Raw genomic sequence first — 16,998 nt, 5'->3', positions numbered from 1 at the left:
AGCTCAGTTGAACAAGCACACGCTGGTGCGTCGCTGCACGCCATCGTACTTTTGGGTAACCCGGCTGTGTGTGGTGCGGACGCAGAATTTCACGGACCGGACGGGTGCGGAAGCGCTTTCAGCGGTAGTCGTCCTCATCCACAGGAACCACCCGCGCCTGCTCGCTGGCGTCCGCCTCGTCGGCTTTCGACGGATCGATGCCGGTCAGCGGGTCGTCCTCCTGCGGAGTGAGATCCTTCCGCTGCTCCGCGCTGTCGGCCGGATCGGCCTCGGCGTCGCGGTCCGGTGCGGATTCCGCGCCCTCGATGTCCGTGATGTCTTCGGGGGGCTCGGCGGCGCCGTCACCGCTGCCGCCGGTACCGGGGTACCGGGGATCCGCGCTTTCGCTGGGCTCGGTCGGCATGTTGCTTCCCTTCCCTCCCTACCGAGAGTAGGAGCACACGGCCCGGAGCGCGATGTGTCTGTGACGGCGAACACACGGATGCCCGCGTGATCGTCTCGTAACATCGCCTTATGTCTTCGACCGAGCTGCCGGGAATCGCGGCCGCCGTCCCGGCCACCGGGGCGAGCACCGTACGGATCGCGGCTGGAGAGGAACTGCGGACCGTCACGCTCCCCGGGCTGACGCTGCACGTACGTTTCCGGCCCCCCACCCGTGCCGGGCTGCCGCCCGCGCTCTTCGTGCACGGGCTCGGCGGGTCCTCGCAGAACTGGTCGGCGCTGATGGCGCTCCTCGACGGCACCGTGGACTGCGAGGCGCTCGACCTGCCCGGATTCGGGGACTCGCCGCCGCCCGACGACGGGAACTACTCCGTCACCGGGCACGCCCGTGCGGTGATCCGGATGCTCGACGCCGGTGACCGGGGCCCGGTCCACCTCTTCGGCAACTCGCTGGGCGGGGCCGTCACCACGCGGGTCGCCGCCCTGCGCCCCGATCTGGTGCGCACGCTCACTCTGATCTCGCCCGCCCTGCCCGACCTGCGCGTACAGCGCACGGCCGCGCCCACCGCGCTGCTCGCGGTGCCCGGTGTCGCCGCGCTGTTCCTGCGGCTCACCAGGGAGTGGACGCCCGAGATGCGTACGCGCGGCATGCTGGGACTCTGTTACGGCGACCCGTCGCGCGTCAGCGAGGACGGCCTGCGCAACGCGGTCGAGGAGATGGAGCGGCGGCTGCGGCTGCCGTATTTCTGGGATGCCATGACCCGGTCGGCACGCGGCATCGTCGATGCGTACACACTGGGCGGGCAGCACGGGCTGTGGCGTCAGGCCCAACGGGTGCTGGCCCCTACGCTGCTGGTGTACGGGGTCCGGGACCAGCTGGTCTCGTACCGTATGGCCCGTAAGGCGGCTGCCGCGTTCCGCGGCTCCCGGCTGCTGTCGCTGCCCGACGCCGGGCACGTGGCGATGATGGAGTACCCGGAACTGGTCGCGAAGGCCTTCCGGGAGCTGGTGGACGACAACAACAGCAGTGGGAGCTGATCCGGGGAGTGGGACGTCACAGCCGTCGGGGCGATGTGCCTCAGAGCGTGGAGGACAGCTCCGGCGACACCGCCGGCGACGGCGCGGACACCGGCGCCCCGGCACCGGGCGGGTCGGGAACCGGGCGCCGCAGGAGAGCCCCCGAAGGGGCGGCGGATTCCGGGCAGGTGCGGGGCGGACACCCCCAGGATTCCGAGGGGAAGGCGCCGGGGCCCGAGCGGTACGGCGCCTGGCAGGGCGTGCAGCCGCGCCCCCGAGTACCCGGACCGCGCAAGGAGTTCGTCGAGGCCTTCAAGGAACTCCCGGGCGCGGGCGCCGGTCCTGACACCGGTAGCGCCGCCCCCGCTGCCCCCGCAGCCAATTCCGGAGCCGACGGCTCTCCGGCAGGCGGCCGGCAGAGCGCGGGCGGCAACGGCGACGGCGCGGACGACAGCGCCGACGGCGGCGCGGACGGCAGCAAGGGCGGCAAGGGCCGCACCTTCACCGGGATCGCCGCCGCTGCCGTGACCACCGTGCTCGCGGTCGTGGTCGCCGGCCAGGTCGTCGGCGGAGGCGGCGGCCACAGTGGTCCGCAGGCCGCCGGCGCGGTCAACCGGGAGACAGGGGCTGGGGCCGTCTCGCGCGGTGACAACCGGGTGACGCCGAAGGCTGCCCCGGTGCCGCTGACGTATATGCAGAAGATGTCGAAGCTGTATCCCCTCGCCCCGAAACTCAAGGCGTCCGGCGATTTCTCCGTGGTCCCGGGATCGGCCGTTGCGCCGGGGCACGGGCACAAATACCGCTACCGGGTGGATATCGAGAAGGGAATGGGGCTCGACGGCACACTCTTCGCCGACGCGGTCCAGAAGACCCTGAACGACAAACGGAGTTGGGCGCACAACGGCGCCAAGACATTTGAGCGCGTTTCGTCCGGTGACCCGGATTTCGTGATTACTCTGGCCAGCCCGGTCACCACCGCGCACTGGTGTGCCAAGTCCGGTCTCGACACGCTCGAAGAGAATGTGTCCTGCGATTCGGCGGCCACGGACCGCGTGATGATCAATGCCTATCGCTGGGCCCAGGGATCGACGACCTACGGGGACAGCAAGATCTACCCGTACCGGCAGATGCTGATCAACCACGAAGTCGGCCACCGGCTCGGTCACAACCACGTGAGCTGCCGCACCCCCGGTGCGCTCGCGCCGGTCATGCAGCAGCAGACCAAGTCGCTGGACATCGACGGGATCAAGTGCCGGGCCAATCCCTGGGTCTATCCCACCGGCTGAGACCGCTGTCTCACTTTCCCGTCCATCCGCGTTGACATCAGTCGGTGGGTCGTTCATATTTCTCGGCATGCCGCACTGCCCGGAGTCCCCCGACCGCACCGCTCTTGAGCTGGTGCTGTTCGGCGTCACCGAGCACTGCGTCGCTGACATTCTCTGTCGCTGACACCGCCTGTCCCTGGCGCGTGCCGGCCTTTTCCTCGCTGCCGCGCCCGGGGCTCTCCTCACCTCCCGCGGGCGCGGCATTTCGTATGTCTCCGGTGTTCCCTCTTCCGGCGCTGCTGCCTGTGCGGATCAGATCCCTGTCACGTTCCGCGTTCAGCACACCCGAGAGGTGCCTCTCCGATGCGTCATCTGTCCCCACGCACAGCGTCCGTGGCGGCCGCGAGTCTGGTCCTGGCCCTGGGCGCTGCCGCCTGCGCCGGGCCCAAGGACAGCGGCAGCGCCACGTCCGGAGCCCACGGCAAGCCCGAGAAGGGCGGCAGACTCACCGTCCTCAACAGCCAGCCCCAGACCGACTTCGACCCCGCGCGCCTCTACACATCGGGCGGCGGCAACGTCCCGTCGCTGGTCTTCCGTACGCTCACCACCCGCCACCGCGCGAACGGGGCCGCCGGAGCGAAGGTCGTCCCCGACCTCGCGACCGACCTGGGCAGACCGAGCAAGAACGCCACCGTCTGGACGTACACCCTCAAGAAGGGCCTGCGGTACGAGGACGGCACCCCCATCACGTCCGGTGACATCAAGTACGGCATCGAGCGGTCGTTCGCCGGCGAACTCTCGGGCGGGGCGCCCTATCTGCGCGACTGGCTCATAGGCGGGGCCCAGTACCAGGGCCCGTACAAGGCGGGAGCCGACGGCAAGAAGGGCAAGGGCCTCGACTCCATCTTGACGCCCGACGCCCGCACGATCGTCTTCCATCTGAACAAGCCCGAGGGCGAGTTCCCCTACCTGGCGACCCAGACGCAGACGACCCCCGTGCCGAAGGCCAAGGACACCGGCACCAAGTACGAGGAGCACCCGCTCTCGTCGGGCCCGTACAAGGTCGTCAAGAACGAGAACGACGGTGAGCGGATCACGCTCGCGCGCAACCCCCAGTGGTCGGCGAAGACCGACAGCGAACGCAAGGCCTACCCCGACACCATCGACGTCCGCTCCGGACTCGACTCCTCGGTCATCAACCAGCGGCTGGCCAGTTCCCAGGGCCCGGACGCCGCCGCCGTCACCACCGACACCAACCTCGGCCCGGCCGAACTGGCGAAGGTCACCGGCGACAAGAAGCTCGCCGCGCGCGTCGGCACCGGCCACTTCGGCTACACGAACTACCTCGCCTTCAACCCGAAGGTGAAGCCCTTCGACAACCCGAAGGTGCGCCAGGCCGTCTCCTACGCGGTGGACCGCTCCTCGGTGATCAACGCGGCCGGCGGTTCCGCGCTCGCCGAGCCCGCCACCACCTACCTGCCCAACCAGAAGTCCTTCGGCTACACGCCGTACGACGACTTCCCGGCGGGGGCCACGGGCAACCCGGCGAAGGCGAAGGCGCTGCTGAAGCAGGCCGGCTACGCCAAGGGCCTGACCGTCACCCTGACGCACTCCAACGCCAAGGACTTCGAGACCAGTCCGGAGATCGCCACCGCCCTCCAGGAGTCGCTGAAGAAGGCGGGCATCACCGTCAAGCTCCGGGGCCTGGAGGACAACGACTACAAGGACAAGACCAAGAACGCGAAGACGGAGCCCGGTCTCTTCCTCGCCCACTGGGGTGCCGACTGGCCCTCCGGCGGCCCCTTCCTCGCCCCGATCTTCGACGGCCGCCAGATCGTCAGGGACGGCGCCAACTTCAACACCGGGTTCCTGAACGACCCTTCGGTCAACAAGGAGATCGACGCGATCAACAAGCTCACCGACCTGAGCGCCGCGGCCCGGCGCTGGGGCGCGCTCGACAAGAAGATCGGCGCACAGGCGCTGACCGTGCCGCTCTTCCACCCGGTCTACAAGCGGCTGTACGGCCAGGACATCAAGAACGTCGTGATCAGCGACTGGACCGGTGTGCTCGACATCTCGCAGGTAGCGGTCAAGTAACCATGTCAGAAGCCTTGTTGGCCGAAGGAGCGGGGACCGCGGCCGCGGTCCCCGCCTCCGGGGCCCGTCAGTTCTGGCGGCGGCTGCGCGGACAGCGCGCCACCACCGCCGCGGCGGTCGTCGTCGCCCTGCTCATCCTGGTCGCCCTCGCCGCGCCCCTGCTCACCGCCCTGGAGGGCCAGGACCCCAACGTCTACCACCCCGGCCTCATCGACTCGGCGCGCGGCGGCGTCCCCACCGGCTCCCTCGGCGGCATCAGCGCCGATCACTGGCTGGGCATCGAACCGCAGACCGGGCGCGACCTCTTCGCCCGGCTGGTCTACGGGGCCCGGATCTCGCTCTCCGTGGCATTCGCCGCGACCCTCGTACAGGTGCTGCTCGGCGTCGCTTTCGGAGTCGCCGCGGGTCTCGGCAACAAGCTCGTCGACAACGTTCTCAGCCGGATCACCGACGTCGTCGTGGCGATGCCGCTGATGGTGCTCTCGCTGGCCCTGCTGGCCATCGTCCCCGACACCTTCCCCCGGCCCGTGCTGGTCGCGCTCGTCATCGGCCTCATCGGCTGGGGCGGTACGGCGAAGATCGTCCGGGCCGCGACGCTGAGCCTCAAATCGCTCGACCATGTCGCGGCGGCCCGGCTCAGCGGCTGGAACCAGTGGCAGATCGCCCGCCGTGAGCTGCTGCCCTCGCTGGCCGCGCCCGTCATCACATATGCCGCACTGCTCTTCCCGTCCAACATCTCGGCCGAGGCCGCGCTCTCCTTCCTCGGGGTCGGCGTCAAGCCGCCCACCCCGTCCTGGGGACAGATGCTCACATCGGCCGACGTCTGGTACCAGGCCGCGCCGCAGTATCTGCTGCTCCCCGCCGGGATGCTCTTCCTCACCGTCTTCTCACTGACGGTGTTCGGCGACGGCGTACGGACCGCGCTCGACCCGCGCGCCGCATCCCGGCTGCGCATCGGTACCGGACGCAGGCGCGAGAAGGGAGCGGCGGCATGAACATGGCGGGCTTCCTGCTGCGGCGCTTCGTCGGCGCCGTCATCACCCTCTTCGCGATCTCCGTGATCATCTACGCGGTCTTCTACGTCGCCCCGGGCAACGTCGCCCAGATCACCTGCGGACCGCGCTGCTCCCCGGCCCAGGTGCACCAGGTCAGCGAACAACTGCGGCTCGGCGACCCCCTGTACGTGCAGTACGGGCACTTCCTGCAGGGCATCTTCGCCGGGCGGGACTTCTCCACCGGCACCTCGGTGCTGCACTGCAAGGCGCCCTGCCTCGGTCTGTCGTACCGCACGGACCAGCAGGTCACCCAGCTGATCCTCACCAAGCTGCCGGTCACCGCCTCGCTCGCGCTCGGCGCGATGGTGATGTGGCTGATCCTCGGGGTCGGCACCGGTGTCCTCTCCGCCTGGCGGCGCGGACGCCCCACCGAGCGGGTGCTCACCGGGATCACCCTGGCCGGGAACGCGACACCCGTCTTCGTCATCGGCCTGGTGCTGATGATCGTGGTGTGCGGGACGCTGGGCTGGCTGCCGTACCCGGAGTACGTACCGTTCTCCGACGACCCCCAGCAGTGGGCGTGGAACCTGCTGCTGCCCTGGCTCTCGCTCGCGCTGATCGAGTCCGCCAAGTACGCCCGTCTGACCAGGGCCTCGATGCTGGAGACACTGGCCGACGACCATGTGCGGACCTTCCGTGCGTACGGCGTCAGCGAGCGCCGGATCATCGGACGGCACGCGCTGCGCGGGGCGCTGGCCCCCATCATCGCGCTCAACGCCAATGACTTCGGCTCGATGTTCGGCGGCGCCGTGCTGACCGAGTCGCTCTTCGGGCTGCCCGGCCTCGGGCGCGAACTCGTCCACGCGGTCGACGTGGTCGACCTGCCGGTGGTGGTCGGCATGGTCCTCGTGACCGGTTTCTTCGTGGTGCTCGCCAATGTCGCAGCGGACGTGCTGTACGCGGTGGCCGACCGACGGGTGGTCCTGTCATGAGTCTCGTCGACGTCAGGGATCTCGCGGTCACCTTCGACGGATCCGTACAGGCCGTGGACGGCCTGTCGTTCACGCTGGAGGCGGGCGGCGCACTCGGTGTCGTCGGCGAGTCCGGCTCCGGCAAGAGCGCGTCCGCCTACGCCCTGCTCGGGCTGCACCGGGGGAGCGGCGCCCGGGTCACCGGCTCCGTGACGGTCGCCGGGGTGGACGTGCAGAACGCGTCCGATCCGGAACTGCGCGCGCTGCGCGGCGGGAAGGCCGCGATGGTCTTCCAGGACCCGCTCTCCTCGCTGGACCCGTACTACGCGATCGGCGACCAGATCGCCGAGGTGTACCGCGTCCATGCGAAGGCCTCCCGCCGCGCGGCCCGCGCGCGGGCGGTCGACGTGCTCGACCGGGTGGGCATCCCGGACGCCGCCCGGCGGTCCAGGTCCCGGCCGCACGAGTTCAGCGGCGGGATGCGCCAGCGGGCGCTGATCGCGATGGCGCTGGCCTGCGAGCCCCAGCTGCTGATCGCGGACGAGCCGACGACCGCCCTGGACGTCACGGTCCAGGCGCAGATCCTCGACCTGCTGCACGGGCTGCGGCAGGAGACGGGGATGGGACTGCTGCTGGTCACGCACGACGTGGGCGTCGCGGCGGAGTCGGTGGACGACGTACTGGTGATGAAGGACGGGCGCGCCGTGGAGCGCGGTCCCGTGGCCGAGGTGCTCGGCGCACCGCGCGAGCCGTACACCCGGGCGCTGCTCGCCGCGGTGCCGAGGGTGGAGGCGGTACGGCCGGGTGCCGTACGCAACGGGGCGGACGGGGGCGGGCCGCGGGTGCCCGGTGGCCGGGGCCCGGCCACCGGAGGGGCCGCCCCGCTGGTCGAAGCCGTCGACGTCCGGCGGGTGTTCGGCCGGGGGCGCTCGGCGCTAGCGGCGGTCGACGGGGTGTCCCTCGCCGTCCGCCCCGGAGAGACCCTGGGCATCGTCGGTGAGAGCGGCAGTGGCAAGACCACCCTGGGGCGGATGCTCGTCGGTCTGCTGGAGCCCACGTCGGGGCGGCTGCACCGCGTCGACCGGGTGCAGATGGTCTTCCAGGACCCGGTGTCCTCGCTCAACCCCCGCCGCTCCGTGGGGGAGTCGGTCGCGGACCCGCTGCGGGCGCGCGGCGACCGGGACGAGTCCCTGATCCGGGACCGGGTCCGCGATCTGCTGGGCCGGGTCGGCCTGGACGCGGCCCAGTACGACCGCTATCCGCACGAGTTCAGCGGCGGCCAGCGCCAGCGGGTCGGGATCGCACGGGCGCTCGCCGCCGAGCCGGAGCTGATCGTCTGCGACGAGGCGGTCTCCGCGCTCGATGTGACGACCCAGGCCCAGGTCACCGCCCTGCTCGCCGAGTTGCAGCGGGAGCTGGGGCTCGCACTGGTCTTCGTCGCCCACGACCTCGCGGTGGTGCGGCAGGTCAGTGACCGGGTCGCCGTGATGCGGCACGGCCGGATCGTCGAGGAGGGAGACGTGGACACCGTCTACGGCAATCCGCAGGACCCGTACACCAAGCAGCTGCTGGCTGCCGTACCCACGCTCGACCCGGTGCTCGCAGCGGCGCGCCGGGTGGCCCGTACGGAGCTGGCTGTGGTCTGACGGGCCCGGCCCCGCGTAACCGAATGGCACCGTAGCGCCACAGAACGCGACCGGTGGGAGAAAGTTACGACGGTTCACCCCTTCCGGTGGCGTGATGGACAACCGTCCATCACGCCACCTCTCTGTCCGCTTACGGTCGTCCCGCTGCGAGTCGCCGTCACCAACGGCGGCTGACTGAAGGGAGACCGGGGGTGTGCTCATGCGGACAGGACTGCTTACGGACGGTGGTTATCCGTACGCGACAGGTGAGTCACGGCTCTGGTGCGACCGGCTGGTGCGCGGCCTCGCACAGCATGAGTTCGATGTCTACGCCCTGAGCCGCGGCGCGCACCAGGAGGCCTGCGGCCTGCTGGAACTGCCGCCCCAGGTAAGGCGGGTGCGCACCGCCCCGCTCTGGACCGAGCCGGTGGCCGACCGCCCCTACGGGCGCCGTGACCGCCGCCGTTTCGCCGGACACTTCAAGGAGCTGGCGGGCGCCGTCTGCGCCGGAGGGCCCGGCTTCGCCGCCGGTCTCTACGGCCTCGCCGGACTGGCCCGTGAGAGCGGTGGGCTGCACACGGCCCTCCGCTCCGAAACCGCCGTTCGCGCCCTGGAGTCCGCCTGCCGCGCGCCCGGCGCGGACCGCACCGTGCAGGCGGCCGGGGTCACCGACCACCTGGCCTTCGCCGGTCTGCTCGAACGCGCGCTGCGGCCGCTCTCGCTCGACTGGTACACCGAGGACGCACTGGGGGCCGTGGACCTCTGCCACGCCACCGCGGGTGGCACAGCGGCGCTGCCGGGGCTGCTGGCCAAACGCTTCTTCGGGGTGCCGCTGCTGGTCACCGAGTACGGGGTCCAGCTCCGCTCGCACTTCCTCGCCGGGAGCGACCGCAGCGCGCCGGTACGGGCGTTGCTCGCCGCTTTCCACCGGCGCCTCGCCGCCGAGGTGTACGGGCAGGCTGCGGTGATCACCCCCGGTAACTCCCACGCCAGACGCTGGCAGGAGAAGTGCGGCGCCGACCCGGCCAGGCTGCGCACGGTCTACCCCGGGATGGAGGCCGCACGCTTCGCCGCGGTGGGGGACGGCGCCGACGCGGGCGACCCGGCGACCCTGGTGTGGGTCGGGCGCATCGAGCCCGCCAAGGACCTGATCTCGCTGCTGCACGCCTTCGCCGAGGTGCGCAGGGAGGAGCCGGGTGCGGTGCTGCGGATCGTCGGAGCCCCCGCCGAAGGGGCCGACGGCGCGGGCTATCTCGCTCACTGCCGGGCTCTGGCCGCCCAGTTGTTCCCCGACGAGGCGGCCGGCGCGCACGCCGTCGGTTCCAACCCGGTCACCTTCGAGGAGATCGGCGGTCCGGAGACACCCGAGCTCGCCGACGCCTACGCGGGCGGCGCGGTCGTGGTGCTCTCCAGCGTGGTCGAGGGGTTCCCGGTGAGCCTGGTGGAGGCGATGTTCTGCGGCCGTGCGACGGTCTCCACGGATGTCGGGGCCGTTGTGGAAGTCATCGGCGGCACCGGGCTCGTGGTGCCGCCCCGCAACCCCCGCGCGCTGGCCGACGCCTGTCTCGCGCTGCTGCGCGACCCCGTGCGCCGTGAGCGGCTCGGTGCGGCGGCGCGCGCGCGGGCGCTCGAACTGTTCACGGTCGAGCAGAATGTCGCGGCATTTCACGGCATCTACCTCGACATGATCTCGCACTGCCCGGTCCGGCGTGCGCCGGAGCACGACACCGGGGAGCCCCGCCCGTTCGCACATCCCGCGGAGTCGCACGTGCGCGGGAACTGGACGGCCGGGGCCGCGGTCCGTACCCCGAGCTGGGCGGAGCCCGGCGCGGGCGCCGTTCGGACGGACCCCGTACCGGTGTCGCGGACTGCCACCACGGTGGCAGCGGCGGGGGAGGGCGGCCGATGAACGGGACCCCGGAGCCCCGGCAGGCCATAGCCGCGTCCCGGTGGAGCGCGCACCGCGTACGGATACGCGCGGGCGAGTGCCACGCGCGGCCCGTCGTGTGCTGTGCGGGCACGCGGCAGCGGGGGCGTACGCCGGCGTACGGCCGACGGTGGTGGGCCCGCCGCCCGCACCGCGCGGGCAGCCGTCCCCGCACCTCCTTCGCCGCTCCGGCGCATGCCCCGGCTCCGGACCGGCCCCCGGTGCGCACCCCGGCGCCCGGCCGGCCCCGCACCGGACCGGGCGTACAGCCTCCGGCACCCCGGTGCCGTCTCCGGCCCCCACCGACCAGCCAGCGCCGAGAGGTTGCCGTATGAGCACGCCCCCCACCACCGAGCCGCAGCCGCTCGACCGGCCGCAGCCGCCCGCGGGCGCCGACGCGTGGGACGACCGTTCCGAGGCCGTACTCGGGGAAGCGGCTGCCGGCCGGCCGGAATCCCCCGTACGCAGGAGCGCCCGAGGTCCCGCCGACCCCGTACGCGCGCTGATGCACCGGCACCGCGAGCTGTGCGAGCACGCCGTCGACCCACTGGAGATCGCCGCCGGTCTGGAGGCGCACGGGATCACCGACCGCACGGCCGCGCGCTTCCGGCACCGCGACGTCTTCGCGCTCGCCGACGAGCTGTACGCCCGGGTCCCCCGCGGCGCGGACGCCGCAGGCACCGCGCCCCCGCGCCTCCCGGCCGCCCCGCCGCGCGCACCCTTCGACGGACTGCTGCCCGGCGCCTGCGCCGTCGCGACGGCCTTCGCCGCCTGGCCGGCCCACGGCGGCGGCAGGCAGGTGGTGGCAGCGGCGGGTGCGGTGCTCACCGGGCTCGCTCTCGCCCTCACCCTGCGCCGCGGTCCGCTGCACGCCACAGGGCGCCCACTGCCCGCCGCACGCCTCTCCGTCTGCTGGCTGATCGGCTACGCGGTCTGCGGTGACGGGCTCCTCGACCAGCTGCTGCGGGGCGGCCCCGCCGGGCCGTGGCCCCTGTCCGGCCTCGCGGCGGTCGGTCTCGCCGTGGCCGTCGCGCCCGCCGCCTGGTGCGTCCGGCTCTTCTCGCTGCTGGCCGGACGGAAACTCCTCACCAGCCGCGGAACAGCCCAGTTCGCGGCGCACACCAGGCCGCTCGTCGGCACGGTCACCCTGCTGTACGCGGCCGTGCCCGCCGCCCTGCTGCTCGTCCCCGGCTTCAGCCCCGGAGCCGCCGTCCTCGCTGTCCTGCTCCTCCTCTCCAGGCTGCTCACCGTCCACGGGTCCCCCGGCGGCGCGGCGGCCGCTCTGACCGCGGCGTGTGCGGGGGAGGCGCTGGCCCTGGCATCCGTACTCGCGGGCCGCCTCCCCGGCTGCGGCTTCGTCGCCGCTCCCGTCGAGGCACTCGGCGCGACAGCGGTGCCGGCCGTCGTCTGCGGGGCGGCCGCCCTCGCACTCCTGGTCCACGCCACCGCCGTGCTCTCCCGCGCATCGGCACACACCTAGTGCCGCGCCGGGACAACGGCGCTTCCAGCGGACGGCCGCGCGCCGGACCGCCACCCGAAACGTCCCGCGGAACCGACGCCGCGGGCCCGACCATCCGGTAACACCTCAGAAGGAGAACGAAAAATGAGCCCCGAACCTTCAGCACCGTCCCGTCGGTACCGAGAGGCGGCCACGCGATGAGGGTGCTGCTGCTCGGAGCCAACGGATATCTCGGCCGCTACGTGGCCGACCGCCTGCTCGCCGACCCCGCCGTGCACCTCACGGCCCTCGGACGCGGCGACGACGCCGACGTCCGCTTCGACCTCGCCAGCGGCAGCCCGGGAGCGCTCACCCGCTTCCTGGACGCCGTCCACCCCGGTGTCGTCATCAACTGCGCCGGTGCCACCCGCGGCGGCGCCCGCGATCTGACCCGGCACAACACGGTCGCCGTCGCCTCCGTCTGCGAGGCGCTGCGCCGCAGCACATGCAACGCCCGGATGGTGCAGCTCGGCTGCGCCGCCGAGTACGGACCGAGCCAGCCGGGCTCGTCAACGGCCGAGGACGCGGTGCCCCGCCCCGGCGGCCCGTACGGGGTGTCCAAGCTGGCCGCCAGTGAACTGGTGCTCAACTCGGGCCTCGACGCCATCGTCCTGCGGGTCTTCTCGCCGGTCGGCCCCGGCACCCCCGCGGGCTCGCCGCTGGGCCGTCTCGCCGAGGCGATGCGGCGGGCGATGCAGGCGGGCGACAAGGAGCTGAAGCTCTCCGGCCTCGGTGTGCAGCGTGACTTCGTCGACGTACGGGATGTCGCCCGCGCCGTCCACGCGGCGTCGCTCTCCGCCGCCCAGGGTGTGGTGAACATCGGCACCGGCCACGCCGTCAAGCTGCGCGACGCCGCCGCGGTGCTGGCCAGGGTCGCGGGATTCGGCGGCACGCTCCAGGAGCTCGACGCGCCCCAGCACCGTCACCCGGGCCTGGTCGCGCCGCGCCCCGCCGAGCCCGTCATGGACCATCTCGCCGCCCCCTCCCCGTACCCCGACGGGTGCGGCGGCTGGCAGCAGGCGGACGTCCGCACCGCTCGCGACCGGCTCGGCTGGCGCCCGCGCATCAACCTGGAGGAGTCGCTCGCCGATATCTGGATGGAGGCGGCATGCCGCATCTGACCACGGCGGCGACCCGGCCGGCCGAGCTCGGTTTCGGGGTCCCCGGTTACGCCCACCCGCTGGTCGCGCCGGTCGAATGGGGCGAACTCGCGCGCCCGGGAACGCCGTTGCACTGGGTCGTCCTCAACGTCGGCAACGGGCCCGGCGACCGGCCCGACCCGCACTGCCTGGAAGCGGTCGGCCGGCTCCGCAACACGGGGACGCGCGTGCTCGGCCATCTCGACATGGCCCACGGAGCACGCCCCTTCGGCGAGCTGATCGCGGAGGCCCACCGGTTCACCGACTGGTACCGGACCGACGGCTTCTGCCTCGACCGGGCCCCCGCCGACCGTGCCGACCTGCCCGAGACCCGGCGGATCACCGGTGCTCTCAGGTCCATGACGGGTCCCGGCGGCCACCTCGTACTCGGGCACGGTGTCCATCCGTACCCCGGATACGCCGAGACCGCCGACCAGTTGGTCACCTTCAGCGGGCCCTGGACCGACTACCGCTGGTCACAGGTCGCGGAGTGGACCGCCGATTACGACCCCTCGCGGTTCGCCCACTTCGTGCACGGTGTCCCGCGGACCCATCTGGAGGAGGCGGTACGGATCGCCCGCTGGCAGGGAGCGGGCACGATCTTCTTCACCGACCGCACGGCCCGCGCCGCGCCCTGTGGGCAGGGGGCCCGCGGTGGACGGCCGGGCGAGAACGACGCGTTCGAGGCGCTGCCCGGCTACTGGGACGAAATCGTCTCGCGGATCGGACCGGGTGTCTCGGAATGAGAAGGGGCGTGGCAGTGTTACGGAAGAACCATCGTACGTAGATACCGACCAACGGAGTCCCCGTGTCGCTGCCACCCCTGGTCGAGCCAGCTGCTGAACTCACCGTCGACGAGGTCCGCAGGTACTCCCGCCACCTGATCATCCCCGACGTCGGGATGGACGGGCAGAAGCGGCTGAAGAACGCCAAGGTGCTCGCCGTGGGTGCGGGCGGCCTCGGTTCGCCCGCGCTCATGTACCTGGCCGCGGCCGGGGTGGGCACGCTGGGCATTGTGGAGTTCGACGAGGTCGACGAGTCGAACCTGCAGCGCCAGATCATCCACAGCCAGGCCGACATCGGCCGTTCCAAGGCCCAGTCGGCCAAGGACACGGTCCTCGGGATCAACCCCCTGGTGAACGTGGTCCTTCACGAGGAGCGGCTCGAAGCCGAGAACGTGATGGACATCTTCGCCCAGTACGACCTGATCGTGGACGGCACGGACAACTTCGCCACCCGCTACCTGGTCAACGACGCGTGCGTGCTGCTGAACAAGCCGTACGTCTGGGGCTCGATCTACCGCTTCGACGGCCAGGCTTCGGTCTTCTGGTCCGAGCACGGCCCCTGCTACCGCTGCCTCTACCCGGAGCCGCCGCCCCCCGGCATGGTCCCCTCCTGCGCCGAGGGCGGCGTTCTGGGTGTGCTCTGCGCGTCGATCGGCTCCATCCAGGTCAACGAGGCGATCAAGCTGCTCGCCGGCATCGGGGACCCGCTGGTCGGCCGTCTGATGATCTACGACGCCCTGGAGATGCAGTACCGCCAGGTCAAGGTCCGCAAGGACCCCGACTGCGCGGTCTGCGGCGAGAACCCCACCGTCACCGAGCTCATCGACTACGAGGCCTTCTGCGGCGTCGTGTCCGAGGAGGCCCAGGAGGCGGCGGCCGGTTCGACGATCACTCCCAAGCAGCTCAAGGAGTGGATCGACGCCGACGAGAAGATCGAGATCATCGACGTCCGTGAGCCGAACGAGTACGAGATCGTCTCGATCCCGGGCGCGAAGCTGATCCCGAAGAACGAGTTCATCATGGGCACCGCCCTGTCGGACCTGCCGCAGGACAAGAAGATCGTCCTGCACTGCAAGACGGGCGTCCGGTCCGCCGAGGTACTGGCCGTGCTGAAGTCCGCGGGCTTCGCGGACGCCGTCCACGTGGGCGGCGGCGTGATCGGCTGGGTCAACCAGATCGAGCCCGAGAAGCCGGTCTACTAGGCCGTATCCGCGAAGTCGCGCCGCGCGCGGCTTTACGGACACGGCCTGGGAGTACAGGTCCGGCCGGACCTGCTTACGACCGCAGAGGAGGGGCGGCCCGCACGGGATGTGCGGGCCGCCCCTCCTCTGCGTACCGCGGCCGGGAGGCTGTGCGGCCGCCGGGTCGGCGCTACTGTGGCAGAGGGAGATAAAAGCCGCATATCAGCCAGATGGGATCTCTCCATGCCGCTCGCCCGCAGCCTGTCGCGTGTGCTCATGGAGCGGAAGGCGACGCGCAGGGAGCGCTCCGTGTTCCTGGCGATCCTCCTGGCGGTGCTCGCCGCGATCGTCGCCGTGGAGTCCGTGACCCCCGGTGACCTGAAGGTGGTGCTGTTCGCGAGCCTGGTCCCGCTGGTCGGCGCCCTCGTGCTGAGCGTTCTGACCACCGCGGCGCTGGCCGCACTCGCCGGTATCTGCATCGCCGGTTCGTACCCGCTCTTCGCGCCCCACGAGCGCGACCCCGCCCAGATGGCGGTGGTCCTCGCCGCGACCTGGACGGTCGGGATGCTCGCCCTGCTCATCGCGCGGCTCGGCACCCAGCGGCAGTCCCTCCTGGAGCAGACCCGCAGCGCCGCCGAGGCCGTCCAGCTCGCGCTGCTGCGGCCCTTCCCGCTGCGGACCAAGGATTTCGAGGCGTACGGGGTCTACCTCGCCGCGGACGAGTACGCGCGGGTGGGAGGCGATCTCTACGAGCTGATCGAGTCGCCGTTCGGAACCCGGGTGCTCGTCGCCGACGTGCGCGGCAAGGGGCTCAACGCCATCAACGCGGGCGCGGCCGTGCTCAGCGCGTTCCGGGTGGCGGGGTACGAGGAGCCGGACCTCTCGGACCTGGCCCGGCGCATGGAGAACATACTGGACCGCTACAACGAGTACGCCGAGACCATCGGCCAGGAACCGCGCCATGTCACCGCCCTGCTCGTGGAGTTCGAACCGGGCCGGGAGCTGATGCGGCTGGTGAACTGCGGCCACCTGGAGCCCTTCACCGTCTCCGGCCCCGGCCCCCGTCAGGTCTCGCTGGGCGAGGCCGGGCTGCCGCTGGGCCTGGGGTTCCTGGTCTCCGACGAGGAGCGCACGCGCCCCGTGGTGCAGGTGGGACTGCCGTACGGGGTGCGGCTCCTGCTGTTCACGGACGGGGTCACGGAGGCCCGGGACGGCCGCGGGGTGTTCTACCCGCTGGCCGGGCGGCTGGAGAGCTGGACAGGTCTGGAGCCGGCCGCCCTGGTGCGGGAGATCGAGCAGGACCTCCACCGGTACGTCGGCGGACGGCTCCAGGACGACGCGGCGATCATGGTGATCACCGCCCGCTGAGCCGGCCGCCGCCAGGACCCTCCGGGCCTTCCGGGCCACCGGCGCGGCCGGGCCGGGTCCGCACAGCCGCGCCAGGGCAGCCGGCGGCCGGGACATTTGTCCTGCTGGAGTGCGGACGCTTCGCTCTGCCGCGGGAGGCGCCGGGCGCGGGATGGTTCTCGTGTCGGAAACGAAGCCTCAGGGGGAACCGAAATGACCGCAGTCAGCACGGAACAGAGCACCGCACAGGCCGTCGCGCCGATCGCGGGAACGGTCTCGCGGCCGGCGGAGATCACCCCGCTGCCCAACTGGTACTTCCCGATCGCGGGCGTCTTCGCGGGCGTCTTCGACATCGCCCGTGCCTACCCGGTCGCGTACTGGCTGATCCCCGTCGTCGCGGTGGTGAACCTGACGCTCTCGCTCACGGTCCTGCGCACCCGGATGCGCTTCATGAGGGCGCTCTGGAAGAACAAGCGGACCCGGCTGCTGGCTGTCGGTCTGGTGGCACTGCGGTTCGCGGTACGGGGCGCGCTGGCGCTCGCCGGGTTCGCGGTGGGGGCGGCAGTGGGCAGCGTAGTGATCGGCGTCGTGATGGCCGTGCTGGGCACGGCGATGGCGTGGGGCGACCAGTGGCTGATCCTGCGGACCCTGGAGCGCAGCAGGGCGCGGGGCGTCTGAACGACGGCGGGCGGTGCCCCGGCCGGACACCG

Annotated in this window: 15 protein-coding genes; 14 read left to right on the top strand and 1 reads right to left on the bottom strand. The window is 71.8% G+C overall.

Going from position 1 to position 16,998, the window contains the following annotated elements; translation table 11 throughout:
- Positions 1 to 118: 118 nt before the first annotated feature.
- On the bottom strand, positions 119 to 403 hold the full coding sequence (locus OG584_RS11080; protein ID WP_405777476.1) for a hypothetical protein: 285 nt from the start codon (positions 401 to 403) through the stop codon (positions 119 to 121).
- Positions 404 to 513: 110 nt separating this feature from the next.
- Between OG584_RS11080 and OG584_RS11075 the strand changes: the two genes are divergently transcribed.
- The 14 genes from OG584_RS11075 (at position 514) to OG584_RS11010 (ending at position 16,966) form a co-directional block, all read left to right on the top strand.
- Positions 514 to 1,479: an alpha/beta fold hydrolase gene (locus OG584_RS11075; protein ID WP_405777474.1), complete on the top strand. Its 966-nt coding sequence runs from the start codon at positions 514 to 516 to the stop codon at positions 1,477 to 1,479.
- Positions 1,480 to 1,526: 47 nt separating this feature from the next.
- A complete protein-coding gene (locus OG584_RS11070; RefSeq protein ID WP_405777472.1) occupies positions 1,527 to 2,744 on the top strand; it encodes a DUF3152 domain-containing protein in 1,218 nt (405 codons plus the stop codon).
- Between the two features lie 67 nt (positions 2,745 to 2,811).
- Positions 2,812 to 2,907 carry an Ms4533A family Cys-rich leader peptide gene (locus OG584_RS11065; RefSeq protein ID WP_405777471.1) on the top strand — a complete coding sequence of 32 codons (96 nt, stop codon included), beginning with the start codon at positions 2,812 to 2,814 and terminating at the stop codon, positions 2,905 to 2,907.
- 179 nt (positions 2,908 to 3,086) lie between these two features.
- On the top strand, positions 3,087 to 4,820 hold the full coding sequence (locus OG584_RS11060) for an ABC transporter substrate-binding protein (protein ID WP_405777469.1): 1,734 nt from the start codon (positions 3,087 to 3,089) through the stop codon (positions 4,818 to 4,820).
- A gap of 2 nt (positions 4,821 to 4,822) precedes the next feature.
- Positions 4,823 to 5,815 (top strand): ABC transporter permease, encoded by a 993-nt coding sequence (locus OG584_RS11055; protein ID WP_405777467.1) that lies wholly within the window; start codon positions 4,823 to 4,825, stop codon positions 5,813 to 5,815.
- A gap of 2 nt (positions 5,816 to 5,817) precedes the next feature.
- Complete coding sequence (locus OG584_RS11050) at positions 5,818 to 6,807, top strand: ABC transporter permease (protein ID WP_405783999.1); 990 nt, start codon at positions 5,818 to 5,820, stop codon at positions 6,805 to 6,807.
- Positions 6,804 to 8,432, top strand: coding sequence for a dipeptide ABC transporter ATP-binding protein (locus OG584_RS11045; protein WP_405777465.1), 1,629 nt, complete (start codon positions 6,804 to 6,806; stop codon positions 8,430 to 8,432). The genes OG584_RS11050 and OG584_RS11045 overlap by 4 nt, the downstream gene beginning before the upstream one ends.
- A 199-nt stretch (positions 8,433 to 8,631) precedes the next feature.
- Complete coding sequence (locus OG584_RS11040) at positions 8,632 to 10,320, top strand: DUF3492 domain-containing protein (protein ID WP_405777463.1); 1,689 nt, start codon at positions 8,632 to 8,634, stop codon at positions 10,318 to 10,320.
- Between the two features lie 349 nt (positions 10,321 to 10,669).
- The gene (locus OG584_RS11035; RefSeq protein ID WP_405777461.1) at positions 10,670 to 11,818 is read left to right on the top strand and encodes a hypothetical protein; all 1,149 of its coding nucleotides are present in this window, start codon (positions 10,670 to 10,672) and stop codon (positions 11,816 to 11,818) included.
- A 176-nt stretch (positions 11,819 to 11,994) separates the two neighbouring features.
- Entirely contained in the window at positions 11,995 to 12,957 is a 963-nt protein-coding gene (locus OG584_RS11030) for an NAD-dependent epimerase/dehydratase family protein (RefSeq protein WP_405777459.1), read from the top strand.
- Complete coding sequence (locus OG584_RS11025; RefSeq protein ID WP_405777457.1) at positions 12,945 to 13,721, top strand: spherulation-specific family 4 protein; 777 nt, start codon at positions 12,945 to 12,947, stop codon at positions 13,719 to 13,721. Before OG584_RS11030 ends, OG584_RS11025 begins: the two co-directional genes overlap by 13 nt.
- 62 nt (positions 13,722 to 13,783) lie before the next feature.
- A complete protein-coding gene (gene moeZ / locus OG584_RS11020) occupies positions 13,784 to 14,962 on the top strand; it encodes an adenylyltransferase/sulfurtransferase MoeZ (protein WP_405777455.1) in 1,179 nt (392 codons plus the stop codon).
- Between the two features lie 222 nt (positions 14,963 to 15,184).
- A complete protein-coding gene (locus OG584_RS11015) occupies positions 15,185 to 16,309 on the top strand; it encodes a PP2C family protein-serine/threonine phosphatase (RefSeq protein ID WP_405777453.1) in 1,125 nt (374 codons plus the stop codon).
- Positions 16,310 to 16,501: 192 nt separating this feature from the next.
- The gene (locus OG584_RS11010) at positions 16,502 to 16,966 is read left to right on the top strand and encodes a hypothetical protein (RefSeq protein ID WP_405777451.1); all 465 of its coding nucleotides are present in this window, start codon (positions 16,502 to 16,504) and stop codon (positions 16,964 to 16,966) included.
- The last annotated feature ends 32 nt before the right edge of the window (positions 16,967 to 16,998 follow it).

Source organism: Streptomyces sp. NBC_00859, assembly GCF_045161865.1.
Taxonomy (GTDB): domain Bacteria; phylum Actinomycetota; class Actinomycetes; order Streptomycetales; family Streptomycetaceae; genus Streptomyces.
This window is presented reverse-complemented; position numbering and strand designations above follow the sequence as displayed.

Bases quoted from the DNA above. Each gene is read 5' to 3' on its own strand.
- OG584_RS11080 (WP_405777476.1), bottom strand. From the start codon at position 403: ATGCCGACCGAGCCCAGCGAAAGCGCGGATCCCCGGTACCCCGGTACC.
- OG584_RS11010 (WP_405777451.1), top strand. From the start codon at position 16,502: ATGACCGCAGTCAGCACGGAACAGAGCACCGCACAGGCCGTCGCGCCG.
- OG584_RS11065 (WP_405777471.1), top strand. From the start codon at position 2,812: ATGCCGCACTGCCCGGAGTCCCCCGACCGCACCGCTCTTGAGCTGGTG.
- OG584_RS11075 (WP_405777474.1), top strand. From the start codon at position 514: ATGTCTTCGACCGAGCTGCCGGGAATCGCGGCCGCCGTCCCGGCCACC.
- OG584_RS11035 (WP_405777461.1), top strand. From the start codon at position 10,670: ATGAGCACGCCCCCCACCACCGAGCCGCAGCCGCTCGACCGGCCGCAG.
- OG584_RS11050 (WP_405783999.1), top strand. From the start codon at position 5,818: ATGGCGGGCTTCCTGCTGCGGCGCTTCGTCGGCGCCGTCATCACCCTC.
- OG584_RS11030 (WP_405777459.1), top strand. From the start codon at position 11,995: ATGAGGGTGCTGCTGCTCGGAGCCAACGGATATCTCGGCCGCTACGTG.
- OG584_RS11015 (WP_405777453.1), top strand. From the start codon at position 15,185: ATGCCGCTCGCCCGCAGCCTGTCGCGTGTGCTCATGGAGCGGAAGGCG.
- OG584_RS11055 (WP_405777467.1), top strand. From the start codon at position 4,823: ATGTCAGAAGCCTTGTTGGCCGAAGGAGCGGGGACCGCGGCCGCGGTC.
- OG584_RS11060 (WP_405777469.1), top strand. From the start codon at position 3,087: ATGCGTCATCTGTCCCCACGCACAGCGTCCGTGGCGGCCGCGAGTCTG.
- OG584_RS11025 (WP_405777457.1), top strand. From the start codon at position 12,945: ATGCCGCATCTGACCACGGCGGCGACCCGGCCGGCCGAGCTCGGTTTC.
- OG584_RS11045 (WP_405777465.1), top strand. From the start codon at position 6,804: ATGAGTCTCGTCGACGTCAGGGATCTCGCGGTCACCTTCGACGGATCC.
- OG584_RS11040 (WP_405777463.1), top strand. From the start codon at position 8,632: ATGCGGACAGGACTGCTTACGGACGGTGGTTATCCGTACGCGACAGGT.